Raw genomic sequence first — 19,394 nt, forward strand, 5'->3', positions numbered from 1 at the left:
TATGTGTGGTAAGTGAAATTGTCGAGTGTGACGATGTAACCAAAACGTGTCAATTATTCATTAATAAAAATGGAGGAAGGAGTGAAAATCGATGATTATCGTTGTTAACGGTGAACAAACTGAACTTGATCTCGATACTGTGGCAGAAGTTGTGATCCATTATCATTTAGATGAAAATTTAGTAGTAACAGAAGTAGATGGCGCCATTATCGGAGTTGAAGATCGTCCCCATACAAACTTTATGAGGGAATGAAACTTGAAATCGTCCAATTTGTTGGTGGTGGGTGATAATTAAACTTCCCATAAATATAAATGAGGTGAAAAAACATGGACAATAGCCAAAGCGTAACAATTGCCGTTCTGATTGTGGTGGTGGTGCTGGCATTCAAGCAGATATAAAAACCTTTCAAGAGCGTATGATATTTGGCATGAGTGTAATAACAGTATTAACAGCCCAGAATACTCTAGGGGTTCTGGTGGATTTCCGCAAACACTTGACGCGATAGAAGGACAATTAAATGCTGTTTTTGAGGATATTGGTGCTAATGCCGTAAAAACAGGAATGCTTTTTTCAGAAGAGATTATTAATCTAGTAGCTGATAAATTAGAACATTACCAAGCACAGAATGTTGTCGTTGATCCAGTGATGATCGCCAAGGGAGGCGCTCCACTCCTACAAAAGCAAGCAATGGAAGCATTAAAAACAAGGTTACTTCCTTTGGCAACAGTGATAACGCCTAATATTCCTGAAGCCTGTGAAATTCTTGGTTTGCCTTCTATTGAGACGATTGATGAAATGAAAGCAGTAGCTAAGGCTCTCCTCGAACTTGGTCCGAAATATGTTGTATTAAAGGGTGGCCATTAGAAGCTGAACACGCAGCAGTTGATGTATTATATGATGGTAGTAACTATCATTTTTTTGAATCAAAAAGGATAAAGACGATCCATACGCATGGAACCGGATGTACATTTGCCGCAGCAATAACAGCTGAATTAGCGAAAGGTCAGGATATTATCGCTGCAGTCAGATTAGCAAAGGATTTTATTCAAGCAGCGATTGAACATTCTCTCTGTATTGGCAAAGGTATTGGGCCAACAAACCATAGTGCATATCGAATGAAATAAATATCCGTAAAAAGGGGCTGTTAACGGTTTTCGAACCTATAAACAGCCCCCTTTCCTTACACTTCATAACCAAAAGGTATTGATTGAGTGAGTTTTATAATACCTTAATAGCGATAATAAAGTATTATGAAATCGCTCTTTTCTAAAAGATTGTTGCTATTAGCTTTTAGGTCGTAACCAAGCGAATGCTTGGTTCTTCACGCTGTGCGTGAAGCTTTTGAGAATAAATAAGCCATTGGGACAAATAAATTTGTCACAAAAATTCTCAAAAGACGACCAAAAGCAACAAAGTTTACGAAAAGAGCCTATGAAGTTCATTAAATTATCGTATTTTTACATGTTTGTCATTCCATGCTATGCTAGTAAAGTAACTACTACAACTGATGAATTTAGGGAGGAACTGTGAATAAAATTGTATTTTTACTACCTGTAAGTGTAATGGTGTTATTATTTTATTTTGGGTACCAATATGTTAATAATATGGAGACAGCAACAAATGAGTCGTTACAAAACGATATTACTATTTCCTTAGAAACCACTAGGAATGGAAATGACGTAAGGTTAACAGGGAAATGGGATTGGACACAAATGCCTGTTGATGGACTCGTTGGTGATGACTATATTATGATCTCTCTAAAAACAGAAGAGGGAACACCGGTCTCGATGGAAGAGTTAGTAGAGGCGGAGCTATTCCTATTTAATGGCAAGGAGTTACTAGTAACGATTACTGGTGAACTAGAGGATGATGGCGTTGTTTTTACTTTTCCTAATCAAATCATTGATCACGTAAGCTATGGCAACAGAGGTGAAATAGAGGTTAGCTATCAGTTAGATGAGGAACAAGAATATATTGCTACTTTTACCTATGTACACACGTGGGTCGACCATGAACTTGTGAAATTTGATTTGTTTCACTCTTTAGATGCAGGTCTTCCAGATATCTTAACAAACAAATACTGGTCGATAAATCGTTTTATACAGTTTTAGGGAGTGTGACGTAACATTGATTAAAGGTATGTCATACCAAAATGGAATCTTCTTTATTGGTAAAAAACATATTTCTTGTGCTTATCAACATCAAGGTCAAATTGTCGATTGGGTAAAGCCATTAAACAGTAAGTCACTACTTTTGGCAAGTAGACAAGTTTTACAAACAATGCCGCACTGGTTTAAGCTTGTAGCATTTATTTTTGTCTCGTTAATTGTCGTTCCTAGGATACTTAGTGTTACAGGAATTGAAGTTGGTTGGCATGGCCTTCCGGTGTATTCTATTTTTTACTTCTTGTTTGGAACGCATTTTATATTCCTAAAGATTTACGGAAATATCACGGTGCAGAGCATAAAGTTTTTAGTTTTCGTGGTGTGAAAGCAATGTATAATGCTCGAAAAATTAAACAAGCAAAAATAACCAATCGGTACTGTTCGACGAATTTGGTCGTTGTTTATTTCAGCAGTATCATACTACTAACATTATTATTACTATTCTTTTATTCTTTAGATGAAGCGCTCGCGATAGCGTCATATGGTTCTTTAGTACTTGCACCAATAGTAAATACACAGTTAAACCGTCAGGGGATGAAGTTTGTTCGAGAAGTAGTCTTGAAAATCTCCTATTATCTCCAAGAAAAAATAACGACGGCAGAACCAGATGCTTTTCATATTCGTACCGCAATTCGATCGTATCGAAGGCTTGCCTTAAAGGAATTTCCAAGTGAGCTAAGAGAACAAGAAAAACCAAAAAAGGAGGAGAAAAAGATGGCAATTGTTGATATTACAATTATTCCAATCGGAACTGATGGGCCAAGTGTAAGTGAATATGTAGCTGAAATCCACAAAGTCTTGGAAACATACGCTGAAAAGTATACTATCAGCTTACTCCGATGAGTACAATTATTGAAGGTGAATTACCAGTTTTATTTGAAGTGATTTCAAGCTCTTCATGAAGTACCGTTTGCAAAGGGAGTACATAGAGTTGCGACAAATATCCGAATTGATGATCGCCGTGATAAGGCACAGACAATGTCTGGAAAGCTCGCAAGTGTGGATGAAAAATTAAAAAAGAATAAGAAAAAGAGTGGAATTTCTAAAGAATTCCACTCTTTTTGTGTGATGCAAGAAAGTATGTGCGATTTTAATAATAAATGTCTAACTTCAGCACCTAGCCCCTCGAGGTAAAATAACCTGCCAAAGAAAAAGTAATCCACTTTTTCTTTGACAGGTTATTTGCTTGTCGTCGATAGGCGGGCGCTTTACGCTTTTCTTGTTACGCGCCACTTCCTGTGAAAGAAGATAAAATTGTCATGACAGAAAACCATCCGAATACAGCAAAAGAAAGAAAAGCAAATGCTGCACCAAAAAGATTTTTACGACGGAATTCACGAAGAATGCCAAAGCCGCTAAGAATAGCTACCAATAATGTAATAATACCTAAAACCATTCTGTAAAACCTCCTAAATTAACTATGTAGTGTATAGTTGAGTTATTATCAATTTACGTAGTATGAGTACACTCTATTATTTTAATTGTTTTCAAAACGTTTGTCGAGTAGTACTTTATAAGAAAGCTAAAGTGAAAATAGTATTTATTAATAAAATGTCACGACAACCTTATAAGCATCGGCAATTCCTTCAATTAACTCTTGATGATAACGTTCTACAAAATAAAACGTTTTATTCGGAGTCATGTCAATCGCTACTAAATGTTCGTCCATTTGCTCTAAGGCCGTACGTACGTCTCTTTCATTATATCCTGAAATTGAAAAATGAATTACCAATTCTTCATATAAATAAGAATTATTTTTGGTGGATATAAAGCCAAAATCGGTGAATGTTTGTTTAAGCTCCGGATTTTCAAACTGATAAGGGGTAAGGTAGTTTCAAAAATACCATTCTCTTTTAAAAAACTCTCTAAATGAACCGCTTCTTCGTCACTAGCCACAACCCCAAATTGATAATAGTCTAAGCAATGTTCGTTAATATACTGTAGAAATTTATTGTTTTCTAAGAGTATACTTGCAGTTTCATTAGTTAGTTCTAACCCCTTTAATTTCTTCATATTACCCTCCATATATTAAGATATTTTGTAAGCTTGTTTATTTAAGTGTAAAATAAAAGATAACCATATGCAAAGGAGACGATTTATTTGGAATGGAAACAAATCCCTTTAGGACCTTTACAAACAAATGCCTATGTTCTATCAAACGAAAACAAAGAAGCAGTAATCTTTGATCCAGGTGGCGAAGGAGAAAAATTAAATAATTGGCTTAAATCAGAAGGGTTACAACCAAAGGCGATCTTACTAACTCATGCCCATTTTGATCACATTGGTGCTGTGGATGAGGTTCGTGATCAATGGGAGATCCCGGTTTATATACATAAAAAAGAAAAAGACTGGTTAAGTGATCCGAAAAAAAATGGCTCAGCGTTATTTATGGGCACAAATGCTGTAAAGGTAAAAGGCGCTGATTTCTTCATTAAAGTAGAAGGAACACTTGATATTTCTACTTTTAGCTTCGAAGTATTAGAAACGCCAGGTCATTCGCCAGGAAGTATTTCGTATTATTTCAAGAAACTAGGGATTGTTTTTTCTGGAGACGCCTTATTTGCTGGGGGGATCGGAAGAACTGATTTACCGGGTGGAAATTATGAAGTATTAATGCAAAGTATAAACCAAAAATTAATGGAGTTACCAGAGAATACGATTGTTGCAAGCGGTCATGGCCCACTAACGAGAATTGGTATTGAAATGGATTCAAATCCCTTCTTATCGGGATTAGCGTAATTAGTTTTTAGAATAGGGTCTTAGCAACATAAAGCAGAGGCTCTTTTCTAAAGCCCCGTATTGAAAGAGTATAATAAAAAAGGAAAAAAGTGGAACACTATGAAAAACAAGGAGGTTTTTCGTTTGAGTGTTTTTACTTTTCTTCATCAATTTTACTTTCTTCAAAGTCTGTTGGGACTTTCTATGAATGGTTGGATATTAATTATTATCATGACAAGCTTATCAGGTGGAGCTTTTTTTATTTATTATGGAGCAAAAAAAACTGGCCAATTTGAGGACGTTGAAGGAATTAAGTATCGGATGTTGATCGAGGAAGAAGACGAATGGGAAGTGTTTGACTAGTAATAGTTCTTTTCGAAAATTTTTGCTTTGTGTTAGTGATCTTGAACCTTCCAAATTATTTAATAAACTATGGGGAAATAATTTTAAAAGCAAAAAAAGGAGGCTGACTCTACGAGAGTCAGCCTCAAATGGGGAGTTAATCTTAGTTATCATAAATGAACTTTTGAGGGGAGGGGGAACTCCCGAAGATCATTGCTAACTTACAAATTTATTATATAATGGTATAAACAACGTGTCAATAGTGTTAATTATTTTTTTTTTTTGTAAATTATATAGGACGAGTGAATATCATAATTACCTAGTTGAGAATAAGGAATTATGAAATTCATTAAAATTATATGTATAATATAGTCATGGTACATAACTAAGATACTAAGTGGATAATATGCAAATATAGTAGAGAACACGAAGATACTAGTAATTGATGGGGGAGATTTTTCTGAAGGGCTTGGTTGTTTCGAAAATAAAAGGTACAGAAAAACATAGGATTACCTATGCTGAGTATATGAATATCGTTCTTTATGATCAAGAAGTAGGGTATTATATGAAAGATAAGAAAAAATTAGGTACAGAAGGAGATTTTTATACAAGTAGTGGTGTGCATTCAGTATTTGGTCGAGCATTTGCTCATTTTTTTCTTGATCTAATTGAAAAAGAACAGCTTCCTGCTTCGATTTGTGAATTTGGTGGTGGAGATGGACGATTCGCTAAAGCTGTATTTGATGAGTGGGAGCTAATTACAAACAATAGACCTTTACACTATACAATGATTGAAACGAGCCCTTATCATCGTAAAGAGCAAAAAAAACTTTTAAGCGGAAAAGTAGATTTTAGACAATTTGCTAGCTTAGAAGAGTTACAAGAAAGTGATTCAAATGATTTTGAAGGAATAATTTTTTCAAATGAACTACTCGATGCATTTCCTGTTCATGTTGTTGAAAAACAGCAATCAAACTTGTTTGAAGTTTTTGTAACTATTGATGATGTTGGAAATCTAGTAGAAATAAAAGAGATATGTTCAAATGAGCAAATTAATGACTGGCTAAGAGTATATGGACCTACGTTAAAAGAAGGGCAAAGAATTGAAGTTCCAATTTATATGAATTCGTGGATTACAAGTGTTGATAACTTCTTGAAACGAGGTCATATTCTCACCATTGATTATGGATATACAAAAGAGGATTGGTCGATGCCGCAAAGAAAAGATGGGAGCCTTAGAGGGTATTTCAAGCATCAAATGATTAATAATCCATTAGAACATCCCACAGAAATGGATTTAACGACCCATATCCACTTAGACGCCTATGAAATGATGATGGAGGAAATCGGACTAGAAAAACTAGTTGCAATTAAACAAAATCGTTTTTTGCTAATGATTGGAATGCTTAAATTCGTTCAAGAAAACTATGATTCGAATCCTTTTTCAGAAAAAAGCAAATTAAATCGAGCAGTAAAGACATTAATCACTGACACGGGAATGAGTGCGGCATTTCATGTGTTTCTTCATGGTAAAAACGTAACAAACTCAAAAGCATATCGAATTTTCAATGATGATCCATATCAGATTTAAAAGTCCAATATAAAAAGGCGACTCCTAGAGTCGCCTTTTCTAAAGAATGATATGAAGATATATGCGTTTTTAGTAGTTGATGTCTAGCTCCAGGCGCCATCTGCTCCTGCGGTTACTCGTCGCAAAGGTGCGATGAAGTTGCTTCGAGGATGTTCTTGGCTCGAGGTCAAATAACCTGCCTAGGAAAAAGGATTTCGCTTTTTCTTAGATATAAAAGTGAAAGCGCACTTTTAATGTGCGCCTTTCGCTTTTATTATTTAATGACCACCAATTCCAGGTACCATTATAAATGTAGCATAATAAGTAAATCCAACAAAGAATAATGTTAGGAAAGCACCAAAAATGTATAAGTACATTCGTTCTGAAAGATTTAAGTAACTTAATGCTAGGAATGCTCCAGTAATACCAAAAAATAATATTGCTGTACTATGCATATCGCCAATCATAAACAAAATTGCAAAAATACCTGTCCAGAAACTCATAACACGATACATACGCTCCACGTTATTCCCCCCTTTTATGTATAGGATATACACATTTAAATGATTTTATCATAAGTAAAGAAATTTAAATGTGTATGAGTTTAATAATCATTATTATATACGATTAGTAAACAACTTGTAAATCTTAAGGTAACACTAACGTTTTATAAGAACAAAAGCTATATTCTTTTGTATCTGACATATTAGCATTTTTGTCTAAATTAATTTCGCCAAAGAAGAAATCAAAAAAACCATTAATTAACGCTTGATGCATTCTACAAATTGGTATTCGATCAGGAACTAGTTCTTTGAACGTACAATTGTAGATTCTAAAGTTTACCTCATGTGTTTCCGGGTCGTAGTGCATTTCAGGATTTAATCCTTGCTGAAGAGCGACTATTTTGATGTGATTTAGCTTTTCTTCACTTGAAAGCTGATTAAGAGATAAGTCAAGGCCCTGTAAATATGTTCTAGATGTCTCATATCCAAACTTTCGACCTGTCTTCATTAATGCTTCTTCACCGATATCGCCTAAGCTTAAAAGTGTATCAATAGCAATTTCTGATAACTTTTGATAGTCGCGATATGGAAATTGTAAACTGACTACTTCATCAGAAAGACGGTAAAATCTACTAGGGCGTCCGCCCTTACCGGTCTTCTTTGTTTCAGAAACTAACATATTTACATCTTCTAATTTGGTTAAATGAAGTCGTGCAACATTTGCGTGAATTTCAAATGAGTCCGCAATTTCTTGTACTGTAACATCACGATGTTGCTTTGTTACATATTGATATATAGAAAAACGCGTTGGGTCTGAAAGCACGCCAGTTATTTTTAGAGTTTGATGCTCCATCTTTTTCACTCCCTATGACAATCTCACCTAATTATAATACAGTATCAAATATAAATAAATGTATTTTCAATCTAATTATGTGACTAATAGTGATAATTATATGAACCTTTTTTGAACATTTTCACCGAATTGGTTTCTATTGTAATTTTCTGAAGATGTTTAATAATAAAGGCTCTTTTCGTAATCATTGGCTTTATGAGCATTAATTCTATAGAATAATCGATATTTTTCCGTTTATATCCTTCGAATGTTAGAAAAGATGTCCCTAAGACCTTCATATATCTTATCAATTTCTAGCTAATTTAAAAACAACAATTATTGAGAAAACAGCCTAATAAAAAGATGACTTATTACAAGTCATCTTTTTAAGAGATATAAATAATTTCAAATGGCTGGGATAGAAGGATTCGAACCTTCGAATGACGGAGTCAAAGTCCGGTGCCTTACCGCTTGGCTATATCCCATCGATTTACATTCATTAGTATAAAGAAATTCTCCAAAAATATTCATGAAAAAAGAGGAAATCTAAAAGAAATGGCGAATATCTTTATCTGTAGTTCCTCCACAAGCATCCCCTGCTTTTATTAAGCCAAGGAAGGTGGTTTTATTGTCTACAATTGAACGGAAAAGCGAAGTGATCATCTCGCGAGCTGTTCTGGAAAAAGCATCAGATATTCATATCATTCCTGCAACTCCCCACTCACTCATCCAGTTTAGAATCGGACATCAGTTAACTTTATTTCAGAAACTAACGAATAGCGATGCCGAAAAACTTATCTCCCATTATAAGTTTCGGTCAAAGATGGATATTGGCGAGCGAAGAAGACCACAAAACGGGTCCTTAACCGTAACCATTGAAAATGAGCAAATTAATTTACGAATTTCTACCCTACCAACAACCCCTCATGAAAGTTTGGCCATTCGAATTTTACCCCAAACTAAAGTTTCAAGCCTAAATCAACTGTCACTGTATCCAAAACAAACTCACCAACTACGAAAACTAATAAGAAAAGCCCATGGGTTACTATTAATTTCGGGTCCAACAAGTTCTGGTAAAACAACGACGATTTACTCGTTATTATTCGACGAATGTTTAAAGGATAAAAGAATTATTACCATTGAAGATCCAATTGAAAAAAAGACAAATGCCTTTATTCAAGTTGAAATAACGAGAAAGCAGGCCTAACCTATCCCGAGGCACTTAAGGCAGCCCTAAGACATGATCCTGATATTATTATGATTGGCGAAATACGTGATGAAAAAACAGCGAAAATTGCAATTCGTGCTTCCATGACAGGCCATCTAGTAGTAAGTACGATTCACGCTAATCATGCAGCAGGGTGCATTTCTAGGTTAAGGGAATTTGGCTGTAACGAGCTAGACATAAGGGAAACTGTCATTGGTTTAGTCTCACAAAGGCTCGTTAGTTTAATTTGTCCTTCCTGTGGTACTTCTTGTTCTAATTATTGTGGACTAGGTAAAAATAGGCGTTTAGCCATTTACGAAATATTGGCCGAGCCTTCGTTAGAAGAGGTAATCAAAAATGGTGCGATAAACTCGAACTATCAAAGCTTAGCCCAGTCAATCAACAAAGGGATTGCCTTAGGTTATATTCAGGAATCCGAATTGAAAGGTGGCTTTGTTAAAATGAAGATAAGACATAAAAAAAGTTACGTAAGAAAGGCAGAGTTTTTAATCAGACTTGGTACTCTCTTAGAACAAGGATACCCGATAGCGGATGCATTTGAGTTATTTCTAAAGTATGAAAAAGAAACGAATGATCAGGCACTACGAATCATGCTCGAAAAGTTCCGCAAAGGAAGTTCAGTTAGTGAAGCGCTATCGGTGTTGCAGCTCCCGAAAAATATTATAAATTTTGTTTATTTTTCCGAGTATTATGGTGATTTGGCGCGAGGGCTAATAGATGGTGGGCAATTATTAAGAAAAACACAAGAAACCAAAGCGAAGTTCCAAAAGCTAATCAAATATCCTCTACTGTTATTTTGGATTTTAGGTCTATTTTTAATTATTATGTATCGAAATGTTTTTCCGCAATTTACGCAATTATTCTCAACAATAAACGTCGAGCTCCCCCTCGTTACGAGAATGCTTCTAGCATTTATTGAATATTCTCCATTGGTCATTCCTCTTTTTTTAGGATCCTCTTTGTTCTTGTATGTTTATTACTACTATTTATTTCGAAAAAAAGACCCCTTACAAAAAGCAAAATTTTATTCGAAAGTTCCTGTTGCTGGTACCTATTACAAGGTAATGCTAACCTATTTTTTTGCTGCAAATTTGAGTTGTTTAATTAAGAGCGGCCTTGCTATATACGATTCACTGGCAATTTTTAAAAACATGGAAGGTTTAGGATATATTAGTAAAGAAGCGGAGCAAATGATTGCTCACTTAGAATCTGGTGAAAAGTTAGACCAAGTAATCATTAATAACACCCTCTATTTGCAAGGCTTAGCATATATCGTTGAACATGGTCAAGCGAATGGACGTCTTGATGATGAGTTGAGCTATTACAGTGAGTGGTTGTTACTTGATTTAGAAGAAAAACTAAAAAAACTATTTATGATCATTCAACCTATTCTATTTTAGTTATCGGTGTAATTATTTTAATCATGTTTGCTTCAATCTTGTTACCAGTGTTCTCGATCATTAATGGGTTATAGAAGATTAGTTTGACATTGATAATCATTATCATTTATAATGATTATAACATTAAACCCGAGTAAAGGAGTGGTGAAAAATGAGTTCTTTATTAATAGTAGGTGCTGATCATCTAGGTTCAATTCCTCAGAAGCTTCAAGAATTAGGATTTTCACAGGTAACACATCTGTGTGGAAGAAAGGTTCAAATGGTTAAGCGTGATATTCCTGAGAACATTGACTCAATCCTTGTTTTAACGGACTTTATCAATCATAATCTCGCAAAGACGTTAAAGAAAAAAGCCCAAGATCAATCAGTTCCTATCTATTATGCCAAACGTTCTTGGTGTTCTATTTACCAAGCCTTATCGAAGTGCGAATTATTATGCCCGTTGCATAATGAATGTAAACAAACTATGAAACATTGAAAGTAAGGGTTTAGTACATGACTGATGCTGCTAAACTCTTTTTTATGAATGAATTTCAGAATTCATTATTTTCGCTACTAATTAGTTGCGTAAAAACCATTCGCTTTGGAGAAAAAATAGTCAAAAAGTAACGTTTTTCACGATATTACATAAAAGTTCATAATTAGGCAATCTGTCACTTCCATTAAGCAGTTATTATGTAGTTATAAAACTATTATTATCGTAGTTTCTAATTAATACAATAATGATAAACTCTTTGGATTGAGGATGGTGCATTAAGCTTGGCAAACGTTACTTTAACGAAAAAAATAAAGATGATTGGAATTATGACCATTTTGTTAGTAATGAACACAATCATTGTTTATATTGGTAACGGAACATCATCCGTGCTGCCATTTTTATTTTTCATCCCGATCACCTTTGCTGCTAGGGGATTTGGTGCAAAAGGGGGATTACTAGTTGGAATTATTTCTGGATTATTGCTTGGGCCTTTCATGCCTTTAGATGTCTTAGAGCAACAAGTACAGCCTACCTTTAATTGGATCTTACGTAGCATCTTTTTTTCTATTTATGGGTTTGCGATAGGAACCTTTATCCTTCGACTTAAGCAACAAGCGGAATATGATGGATTGATGGGAATTCCTAACCGAAATCATTTTTATGATTATTTAACGACAGAACTGCAAAAACAAAAAATACAAGCTTCGAAATTTTATATTATCCTAGTCAATATCGATGATTTTAAAAATATTAATGATAGTATTGGTCATGTTTCTGGAGACTTATTGTTAATATCGATTAAAACACGGATAAAAAATTGTTTAAAGAAAAATGATCTATTAGCCAGATGGTCCGGAGATGAATTTTCTATTATCGTATACAGAAATAATTTAGAAGAGCTAACATCCGTTTGTAACTGTATCGTTCGAACATTACAGCATCCACACGACATAAATGGTCAGAACTTCTTTATCAAAGCAAGTATTGGAGTTAGTTCAAGTTCTCATGAACATAAGTCTAATGAAGTCTTGGTCAAAGAGGCCGAAACAGCGATGCGATTTGTTAAAGGGCTCGGAAAAAATGGCTATAAGTTTTATACGGAAGAAATAAAACGAAACTGTCTAGAGGAAAAGGTATTAGAAGCTAGTTTGCACAAAGCACTAGAAACAGGGCAGCTCGAACTTTACTATCAACCTAAGGTAGAATGTAAAGACGCAAAAATCTATGGTGTAGAAGCATTGGTACGGTGGAGAAGACCTGCGGAAGGGATTATCGCTCCAGGGGTATTTATCCCAATCGCAGAAAAAACAGGGTTAATCATCCCTATTGGAAATTGGGTTTTAAAGACAGCCTGCCAACAAGTGAAGAAATGGAACCTCACTGGATTTGCAAATCTCTGTGTTTCCGTAAATGTTTCCGCATTACAAATTAAAGCTGATGATTTTGTGAGTACAGTAGCTTCGATCATCAAAGAGGCGGATATTGATCCGGGGTTCATTGAGTTAGAAATAACAGAAAGCAGTATCATGGAGAATTCAATTGATAATATTATGAAGCTAAATGAACTAAAGAGGATCGGTGTAAGAATTTCCCTCGATGATTTTGGAAAAGGATATTCTTCATTGAATTATCTGAAAATGCTACCGATTGATACGTTAAAAGTAGATAAATCCTTTATTCAAAATATTGAGTTTGATCCAAAAGAAAAGGTAATCACCGAAGCAATTATCAAAATGTCGAAAGCACTAGGATTAACCGTACTTGCCGAAGGAATTGAAAACGAAAACCAGTACCTCCTATTAAAAAAATTGAATTGTGATGCCATGCAGGGATTTTACTTTTCAAGACCACTTCCAATAGAAGAGATGGATAAACGGTTACAATTAACCAAATGTAGTTAAAAGCTGTTCCAGTTGGGACAGTTTTTTTCTGTTTATAGTGGTTTAAATTCTCTTTTCTAAAAGCGACGAAAAGACTTAAAAAAAATTAAAATGGCTAGAAAAAAAGCAGGAATTTTGGAGGTCGATGTCAAATTATTCCTTTGTGGCTAAGAGTCTAAAACTCCTTATCCAAATTTTAACAAAAGTAGAAAGAGGTGAAATCAAAAACCATTGTTTTAGTTTACCTACCACTTACCTACTTCTTATTCATTCCAGTAATTCCACTACCACAACTATGCGTGAAACAGTCTCAATTGAATCTAAAATTGAGAGGTGCGAAATGAAAATGTTCAAATTTCTAAACAATAAGCACGGTTTTACCCTAATCGAGATAATGGGGGGCGATAACATATGTAATTTATTTAATGCTCCCTGCGTATTTATCTTTATACCATTTTTGCTTCGTATGGTGCCAACCATTTAGATCAGGGTCAATAGGTATTGTTATATCTACAGGTATTTCACCGTTTATTTCTGCTTTCAACACTATCTTATCTTGAAATAAAGTAGCGCCTGGGAATAAATCACCGACTAATTTAGTTTGTTCAAGGTGTGTTAGTTCTGTATCAAAGTCTTCAGCAAATTCTAAGTAGTTATAAACCATTTCATAATTCCATTCTTTCTTTTTCAAAGCTTCGTATTTCGCGACCAATTGTTGTTTTTCTTTTGAGTGAATTTCGTACTCTTTTTCGATATCTTTCTGTTTTTGCTGAAGGACTTCTTTTTTGAAAGCCCCATCTAAATATAAATCCAGTAACCGGTCTAACTTTTCTTTGCGGTCAGAAGTTATTTTATCTAAGTTACTAATTTGACTTTCTAAGTCTTTAATATCGTCCCTGCTTACTTCTAATTTAATATAATTTTTTGCCTGTTCTTCACCTGATAAAATATCTTTTATGGCCTGAATTAGGTTGTGTTCAAATCGTTTGGTATTAATAGATATGTCGCAAGTAGTCTCATCTTTTAACTTCATTTTTCTTCCGTGTTTAAGATAATATGTTGGTTTATCGGCTTTACCGTTTTGATGCAAGGACACTTTTCTCCCGCAAATTCCACAAGTAGAAACTGTCCGTCTTAAAATATGAATGTTGTCTTTTCGGCGACTAGTAGCTTTATAAACTATACCTCGTTTATTCCGTTCTTCTTGGATTTTTTCATAGGTTTCTAATGTCCTTAATTGTGGATAAATTCCTTCGATAGTTATTATTTCACCATTTGAAAAATTCTTTTCCATCACACCGTGGAAAGCTTTAGAGACTAGTCGTCTATAAACTAGTGTTTCATTCCATAGAGTACCGTTTGGTGTTCGCGAAATTTCGTTTAGCTTATCAGCAATTAATTTCATCCCTAATTGTTCTTCTAAATAAAGTTTATCGATATACGGTATTACCCAAGACCATTTATCATCAAGTTCGTAACGTTCTTCAGCTTTGTTGTAAATGTATCCAATTGGAGCTTTTCCCCATGGTTTACCTTCTCTCATACGTTGACGTTTACCTCGCATCATGCGTTTTACTATTGCTTTTTTCTCACGTTTAGCAATGAGGTTTTTAATATCAGAAATAAACTCCTGATCTTCGTTAGCAAGATCGGTAAGGGATCCTGGCTCAGCAATCCTAACATTATTTTCTCGTAAAGTACTTTGAGATATTCCCAAGCAACTGTATCTAAACGGAAAGACGGTCCTGGTCAATAACTAGTACAACGTCAATGGCTCCATCTTCGACAAGGTCAAGTAGCTGGTTAAGACCTTGTTTATTTAATTTACCGCCTGACTCCACATCTTTATACTGACCAATAATATTCCATCCTTGTTTTACTGCATAGGTATTTAATTCAGAACTTTGAGCACCAAGAGAAAAACGGTCTTCTTGTAATTTTGTACTAACGCGAATATATATTGCACAGCGCAATGCATTCATCTCCTTTCCAATTCTTTTATTATAGAGGTAATTTCTCTGCATAGATTGTGGTACATATTGCAAATAAAATGTAAACACAGTAAAACCCCCTGATAGCCTTATCAGAGGTCATTTGTGTCAATAATAACCATATCATCATGAGGCTTTATAAAACCGCACTCTACCCCGATTATGCGGATATTTTCGCTCATTAGTTCCAATGGTGGATAGACATTTGCTGGAACTGTAAGAATAGAAGTATCAGGCGTGACGTTTGTTGCTAATCTGATAATATATCGCTCTTCTGAGCGTACAGTTATTATCTTTTCTCTTACTGAGTCATAGGAATAGTTTTGAAATAAGAGGTAGTCCCCTTGGGAAATTCCAAGTTCGGAAAATCCATTATCACCTAATTCGATAGCAAACTGTGCTGAATGGTAATTTTCTAGTTGAAGAAATTTATTCCAAGTCATTTCATCATTAAAATCTACTTCGAAAAAATCCTTTGTAAGTCCAATACCTACGATTGGTATCATTTTGGCATTATTCAGCCCTCCAATTTTCAATAGTTCCAACAAGACCCTTATTATTATTCATAAAGTAGGTTTTCTTTTTATCTTTTAAAATATAGTCGCAGCCTATATTCTTCTTAAATTGTTTAACAGCCTCGAATTGTGATTTGATATGAAGGGAATATTGTGTACCCAGTAATTGTTGTTCGTGTTTTTCTAGGCGTTTTTTTGCAAATTCAAAAGTCACATGAAAAGTTTCTGCAATGACTTCAATCGCTTTTGTTCGATATTGTGGGAGATCTATCCTTTCTAACATGAAAGTTGGAACACAAAAATGCAAAGCAAAATTATCTGCTTTTTCTTCTTGATAAAAGATGTAATCATCAGGCATGCTTAACTGCGATCCGTACTGTCTTAACGCATGGCATAGTTCATGACCGAAGTCTTCCCATTGTTCTTGTGGTGTTAATTTAGGATTAATATTAATTTTTGGTCCACCGAATACAAATGTTATCTGACTACTAGTTGGAAGAAATATGTAGGGATTTCAAGTTTTTCAGATATGGCCATAATATCTAATTGGTATGGGTAGTTGATTCTTAAGTACTTATAAGGTTCTCAACATAGTTTTCAAGTGTAGAAGGGGTATATTTAATCATCAAATCACCTCAAAGTTTGACAAGTTTCTACACTAATTATACGAATGTTTGTTCGCTTTGTAAATAAAAAGAAAAAGCTTATATTAAATGATTATGGTAAAATATTTACAAGAGCAATAATAAAAATAGGGGGAATTACTATTGGGGCGCGATGAATTATCGGATGTTTTTGAAAAAATTACAAAGTCTTTAAGGTTACCGGTCATATTCGCTGGTTCTGGACTAGCCAAAAGATATACAACCAATAGCTTTGATTGGAAAGAGTTATTAATTAAATGTATTTCTGAGTATTGTGATGACCCTATCAACAAGTATAAAGAATATAAAGAAGATGTTGAACACAGCATGACCTTTCAAGAAGTTAACAAGTTTTCAGTTAATGAAAAGATTGGTACATTTGTTGAGAAAGATTTTAATAAAGCATATTACCGCAAAGAAATTAGTTCATTTACTGTTGAAGAAAATCAGTCTCCGCTTAAAGTTTATATCTCAAAATTATTAAGTGATTATCAATTAAATAAAGATATGAACTATGAAATAGAACTTTTCAAACAGTTAAACCAAAAGATGCTTACAGTCATAACTACAAATTATGATACATTTTTTGAGGATATTATTTTTATTAAACACGAAAAAATAATTGGCCAAAATATTTTTAAAAAGTCTGAACTTGGGACTTTGATGAAAATACACGGATGTGTAACAAGACCTGAAACACTAATTTTAACTGGAAGAGATTATGAGAAGTTTAAGAAAAGGCGAAAAGTTTTGTCAGCGAAAATAATTAACTTATTCACAGAGAATCCAGTTATTTTCATGGGATATTCTGTTTCTGATGAGAATATAAAATCAATTCTTATGGATATATTTGAGTGTCTTGAAACAGAGGAAGATTTTAAAAGTTTCCAAGAAAGATTAGTCATTATCATATATGATAATGAGGTTAATGATCCAGTAGTGGGTACACATAGCATGCAAATTGATGGAGTTAGTATTTCAATGACCAAAGTAACAATTTCAGACTTTGCACCCCTACTTGAAGAGATGAATAAGTTACGGAGAATAACCAGGCTAAGAGACATTCAGCACATCAAAGACCTAGTATATGAAATAGTTGAGTCCAGTGAGGGAGAGAAAAGAAAGCTAGTTAATCTTATGAGTGAAGATGAAGAATATGATGGTGATGAAGTGGTTGTAATTATTGGTAAAGAAGAGCATGTAGGTGATATAGGGGCTAAAGGAATTGCAGCTGAGGATATTTACGAAGACATTGTTTTCAATAATTTAACAATTAAAAAAGAAAAAATATTAATGTTATCAATACCTTCCCTCTTAAAAGCTAATAGTTATTTACCAATAAATAAATATATTAAAGGGTCTGATATTAACTCGATAAGTGATGAAAGAACTTTACTCATTAAAGAGATGACCTCTGAAAAACTATTAACAAACACAATAACTAAGGATTTAGACCATTATATTCAAACGGAATATTTGAGTTTAAATGAGATATATGAGGCGGATCTACCCAAAACAAAAAAATTGCACTATTTAGTTCTAAGATGTATTTTTGGCGAAGTTGAAACTCATGAACTCCGTCAATTTATAGAAGAACATTATTTCACAATGATGAAAAGTAAACCAGATGATACAATTATTAAGAAAATGATTATGATCTTGGATATGCTTGAAAATAAATAGAAAAGCACCCCGTTAGGATTCGTATTAGTCCGACTAATACTTTCCTAGGAGTGCTTCATATTATTTATAATATGAGTTTAACATAAATATATTCTTTTTCATATTATTAAATTTATCGACACATATCGACAACGATATGTGTCTTGTTTTTATTTCATTCTGAAAACATTTTTGTGATTTCTATTTTACTCTCATCATACTCCTTAAACTCATACAATGTTTCATTTGAAAAAATCATAAAGGAAGAAATTTTCAATTAGATAATCAGATTTATGATTATCCTCTTTCCTTACGAGTATGACTGTATTTTTACTAATTGAATGATAGGTAATAAGATCTTTTTCATTAATATAATTACTATCATGTTTCTTTATAGAGTATTGGGTTGGTTTGGAATTGTTTTTATTAAAAGTACTTTTAATAAAAAACCTATAGAAAATTGACATTCCAAAAGGGAGAATAAAGAGTAACAATGTTATATAGAAAATTGAGTTCTCATTAAAAGAAAGGACCTGAATACCATTAATTAAAATTAAACTAATTAATCTATTAACATATATTAAATAAATTAAAACTCCACTAATAATATTTAACAGGAAAACTGCAAAGTAGAAAAACTTTAGGTCATCCTTGATTGTAAATTTTAATAAATTAATTTGCTTATTTTTAAATTTTAATTTTGAAACGAGAGTAAAAATGTCTTTGATTGTATGGCAACCAATAATAAGCCAAATAAAAGCAAAAGATACAAAATAAGAAATAGTTAATATTGCTTCGATATTTTGGTTAAATGGTGATTCTGAAAAGTGAAGCATAACTGAAAGAGAAACAATAATGAACATGAATATTAACATTTCCAACACAAAACTTGTAGCGTTATGAACTATTAGTTGTGATTTTGAGAAAAATAACTTCTCAAACCTTGAAGTATTAAATACCTTTACTGCAAATGAATATATTGTCCAGATTAAAGCCCCAAAACCAATTATCCAAACCACAATTTTAAGCGGTGATGGAAGTTCGATTTGTGATAATAAGATAATAAAATGTCCATTAATATATCTCCCTAATAAAACTAAGACACGCCTCTCCATTGCGATAGCGTGTCTTAGTTGGTTTAGAAGTAAATTTTAAAAATAGAGGTCTCGTTGAGTCGTTTTATATAATTTACTTCTTACTTTTTCAATTGCTCTACAGCAGCCGAAACCTCTAACACCCGCTTATTTAATACATCAACTTTGCTCTCAACATCTTTCAGCCCCAGCAGCGTAAAAGAAGCCTCTACCTCGTGGATCCGTTGATCCAATTTTGAAATCTGTTGTCGCATTTCTTGTTTAAAAGAAAATGCTTTTGTTCCATTTCTTCGATCTTTTTAATAATTGTTCAACTGAATATTCCATCTAGATCACCTTTTCCATTTAAGATTTAGCTCTATTAAAGCGTA

22 protein-coding genes, 1 tRNA gene and 4 pseudogenes are annotated in these 19,394 nt (G+C 33.7%); 15 read left to right on the forward strand and 12 right to left on the reverse strand.

All coding sequences use genetic code 11. The features are described from left to right. The first annotated feature begins 91 nt into the window (after positions 1-91). The 7 genes and pseudogenes from H1D32_RS13250 to H1D32_RS13275 all read left to right on the forward strand — a co-directional run. Positions 92-253: a ubiquitin family protein gene (locus tag H1D32_RS13250; protein WP_261178786.1), complete on the forward strand. Its 162-nt coding sequence runs from the start codon at positions 92-94 to the stop codon at positions 251-253. Positions 254-395: 142 nt separating this feature from the next. Further along, positions 396-506: a bifunctional hydroxymethylpyrimidine kinase/phosphomethylpyrimidine kinase gene (locus H1D32_RS25440; RefSeq protein ID WP_396126219.1), complete on the forward strand. Its 111-nt coding sequence runs from the start codon at positions 396-398 to the stop codon at positions 504-506. A 29-nt stretch (positions 507-535) separates the two neighbouring features. Next, positions 536-1,125: pseudogene (gene thiD, locus H1D32_RS13255) on the forward strand (bifunctional hydroxymethylpyrimidine kinase/phosphomethylpyrimidine kinase). A 402-nt stretch (positions 1,126-1,527) separates the two neighbouring features. Then, on the forward strand, positions 1,528-2,112 hold the full coding sequence (locus H1D32_RS13260; RefSeq protein ID WP_261178787.1) for a hypothetical protein: 585 nt from the start codon (positions 1,528-1,530) through the stop codon (positions 2,110-2,112). Between the two features lie 16 nt (positions 2,113-2,128). Then, positions 2,129-2,491 carry a hypothetical protein gene (locus H1D32_RS13265; protein WP_261178788.1) on the forward strand — a complete coding sequence of 121 codons (363 nt, stop codon included), beginning with the start codon at positions 2,129-2,131 and terminating at the stop codon, positions 2,489-2,491. Beyond that, positions 2,488-2,757, forward strand: a pseudogene (locus H1D32_RS13270) (MTH1187 family thiamine-binding protein); the annotation flags it as partial. The gene H1D32_RS13265 and the pseudogene H1D32_RS13270, both read left to right, overlap by 4 nt. Positions 2,758-2,880: 123 nt before the next feature. Beyond that, a pseudogene (locus H1D32_RS13275) lies at positions 2,881-3,180 on the forward strand (MTH1187 family thiamine-binding protein); the annotation flags it as partial. Between the two features lie 208 nt (positions 3,181-3,388). On the opposite strand, the gene H1D32_RS13280 reads toward H1D32_RS13275, so the two are convergent. From H1D32_RS13280 to H1D32_RS13290, 3 genes are all read right to left on the reverse strand, one after another. After that, positions 3,389-3,562: a DUF2759 domain-containing protein gene (locus H1D32_RS13280; RefSeq protein ID WP_261178789.1), complete on the reverse strand. Its 174-nt coding sequence runs from the start codon at positions 3,560-3,562 to the stop codon at positions 3,389-3,391. A 147-nt stretch (positions 3,563-3,709) separates the two neighbouring features. After that, positions 3,710-3,898, reverse strand: a complete 189-nt coding sequence (locus H1D32_RS13285) for a hypothetical protein (protein WP_261178790.1) — start codon at positions 3,896-3,898, stop codon at positions 3,710-3,712. Next, a complete protein-coding gene (locus H1D32_RS13290) occupies positions 3,892-4,179 on the reverse strand; it encodes a hypothetical protein (protein WP_261178791.1) in 288 nt (95 codons plus the stop codon). Before H1D32_RS13290 ends, H1D32_RS13285 begins: the two co-directional genes overlap by 7 nt. A gap of 87 nt (positions 4,180-4,266) precedes the next feature. Between H1D32_RS13290 and H1D32_RS13295 the strand changes: the two genes are divergently transcribed. From H1D32_RS13295 to H1D32_RS13305, 3 genes are all read left to right on the forward strand, one after another. Beyond that, positions 4,267-4,905: an MBL fold metallo-hydrolase gene (locus H1D32_RS13295; RefSeq protein WP_261178792.1), complete on the forward strand. Its 639-nt coding sequence runs from the start codon at positions 4,267-4,269 to the stop codon at positions 4,903-4,905. 123 nt (positions 4,906-5,028) lie between these two features. Beyond that, the gene (locus H1D32_RS13300) at positions 5,029-5,247 is read left to right on the forward strand and encodes a cbb3-type cytochrome oxidase assembly protein (RefSeq protein WP_261178793.1); all 219 of its coding nucleotides are present in this window, start codon (positions 5,029-5,031) and stop codon (positions 5,245-5,247) included. Between the two features lie 448 nt (positions 5,248-5,695). Further along, the gene (locus tag H1D32_RS13305) at positions 5,696-6,817 is read left to right on the forward strand and encodes an SAM-dependent methyltransferase (RefSeq protein ID WP_261178794.1); all 1,122 of its coding nucleotides are present in this window, start codon (positions 5,696-5,698) and stop codon (positions 6,815-6,817) included. 257 nt (positions 6,818-7,074) lie between these two features. Here the strand turns inward: H1D32_RS13305 and H1D32_RS13310 are convergent, their stop codons facing one another. The 3 genes from H1D32_RS13310 to H1D32_RS13320 all read right to left on the reverse strand — a co-directional run bounded on the left by H1D32_RS13310 (position 7,075) and on the right by H1D32_RS13320 (position 8,616). Then, positions 7,075-7,320, reverse strand: coding sequence for a DUF2626 domain-containing protein (locus H1D32_RS13310; protein ID WP_261178795.1), 246 nt, complete (start codon positions 7,318-7,320; stop codon positions 7,075-7,077). A 124-nt stretch (positions 7,321-7,444) separates the two neighbouring features. After that, complete coding sequence (locus H1D32_RS13315; protein ID WP_261178796.1) at positions 7,445-8,152, reverse strand: helix-turn-helix transcriptional regulator; 708 nt, start codon at positions 8,150-8,152, stop codon at positions 7,445-7,447. 389 nt (positions 8,153-8,541) lie between these two features. Beyond that, positions 8,542-8,616 (reverse strand) — tRNA-Gln (locus tag H1D32_RS13320). Between the two features lie 170 nt (positions 8,617-8,786). Between H1D32_RS13320 and comGA the strand changes: the two are divergent. From comGA to H1D32_RS13340, 4 genes and pseudogenes are all read left to right on the forward strand, one after another. After that, a pseudogene (comGA, locus tag H1D32_RS13325) lies at positions 8,787-9,673 on the forward strand (competence type IV pilus ATPase ComGA); the annotation flags it as partial. A gap of 126 nt (positions 9,674-9,799) precedes the next feature. After that, positions 9,800-10,759: a competence type IV pilus assembly protein ComGB gene (comGB, locus tag H1D32_RS13330; protein WP_261179256.1), complete on the forward strand. Its 960-nt coding sequence runs from the start codon at positions 9,800-9,802 to the stop codon at positions 10,757-10,759. 151 nt (positions 10,760-10,910) lie between these two features. Beyond that, entirely contained in the window at positions 10,911-11,237 is a 327-nt protein-coding gene (locus H1D32_RS13335) for a DUF2325 domain-containing protein (protein ID WP_261178798.1), read from the forward strand. Between the two features lie 281 nt (positions 11,238-11,518). Beyond that, on the forward strand, positions 11,519-13,138 hold the full coding sequence (locus tag H1D32_RS13340) for an EAL domain-containing protein (protein ID WP_261178800.1): 1,620 nt from the start codon (positions 11,519-11,521) through the stop codon (positions 13,136-13,138). Positions 13,139-13,535: 397 nt separating this feature from the next. On the opposite strand, the gene H1D32_RS13345 is transcribed toward H1D32_RS13340, so the two are convergent. The 4 genes from H1D32_RS13345 to H1D32_RS13360 form a co-directional block, all read right to left on the reverse strand. Then, positions 13,536-14,834 carry a recombinase family protein gene (locus tag H1D32_RS13345; RefSeq protein ID WP_261178801.1) on the reverse strand — a complete coding sequence of 433 codons (1,299 nt, stop codon included), beginning with the start codon at positions 14,832-14,834 and terminating at the stop codon, positions 13,536-13,538. Positions 14,835-14,844: 10 nt separating this feature from the next. After that, positions 14,845-15,090 carry a recombinase family protein gene (locus H1D32_RS13350; RefSeq protein ID WP_261178802.1) on the reverse strand — a complete coding sequence of 82 codons (246 nt, stop codon included), beginning with the start codon at positions 15,088-15,090 and terminating at the stop codon, positions 14,845-14,847. A 110-nt stretch (positions 15,091-15,200) separates the two neighbouring features. After that, the gene (locus tag H1D32_RS13355; protein ID WP_261178803.1) at positions 15,201-15,653 is read right to left on the reverse strand and encodes a hypothetical protein; all 453 of its coding nucleotides are present in this window, start codon (positions 15,651-15,653) and stop codon (positions 15,201-15,203) included. Then, positions 15,622-16,128: an ImmA/IrrE family metallo-endopeptidase gene (locus H1D32_RS13360; protein WP_314733425.1), complete on the reverse strand. Its 507-nt coding sequence runs from the start codon at positions 16,126-16,128 to the stop codon at positions 15,622-15,624. The genes H1D32_RS13355 and H1D32_RS13360 overlap by 32 nt, the downstream gene beginning before the upstream one ends. A gap of 262 nt (positions 16,129-16,390) precedes the next feature. Between H1D32_RS13360 and H1D32_RS13365 the strand changes: the two genes are divergently transcribed. Continuing rightward, the gene (locus H1D32_RS13365) at positions 16,391-17,950 is read left to right on the forward strand and encodes an SIR2 family NAD-dependent protein deacylase (protein ID WP_261178804.1); all 1,560 of its coding nucleotides are present in this window, start codon (positions 16,391-16,393) and stop codon (positions 17,948-17,950) included. A gap of 221 nt (positions 17,951-18,171) precedes the next feature. On the opposite strand, the gene H1D32_RS13370 is transcribed toward H1D32_RS13365, so the two are convergent. Both H1D32_RS13370 and H1D32_RS13375 read right to left on the reverse strand, forming a co-directional pair. Then, on the reverse strand, positions 18,172-19,044 hold the full coding sequence (locus H1D32_RS13370) for a hypothetical protein (RefSeq protein ID WP_261178805.1): 873 nt from the start codon (positions 19,042-19,044) through the stop codon (positions 18,172-18,174). Between the two features lie 80 nt (positions 19,045-19,124). Beyond that, entirely contained in the window at positions 19,125-19,256 is a 132-nt protein-coding gene (locus H1D32_RS13375; protein WP_261178806.1) for a hypothetical protein, read from the reverse strand. Between the last annotated feature and the right edge of the window lie 138 nt (positions 19,257-19,394).

Source organism: Anaerobacillus sp. CMMVII, from assembly GCF_025377685.1.
Classification (GTDB): Bacteria; Bacillota; Bacilli; order Bacillales; family Anaerobacillaceae; genus Anaerobacillus.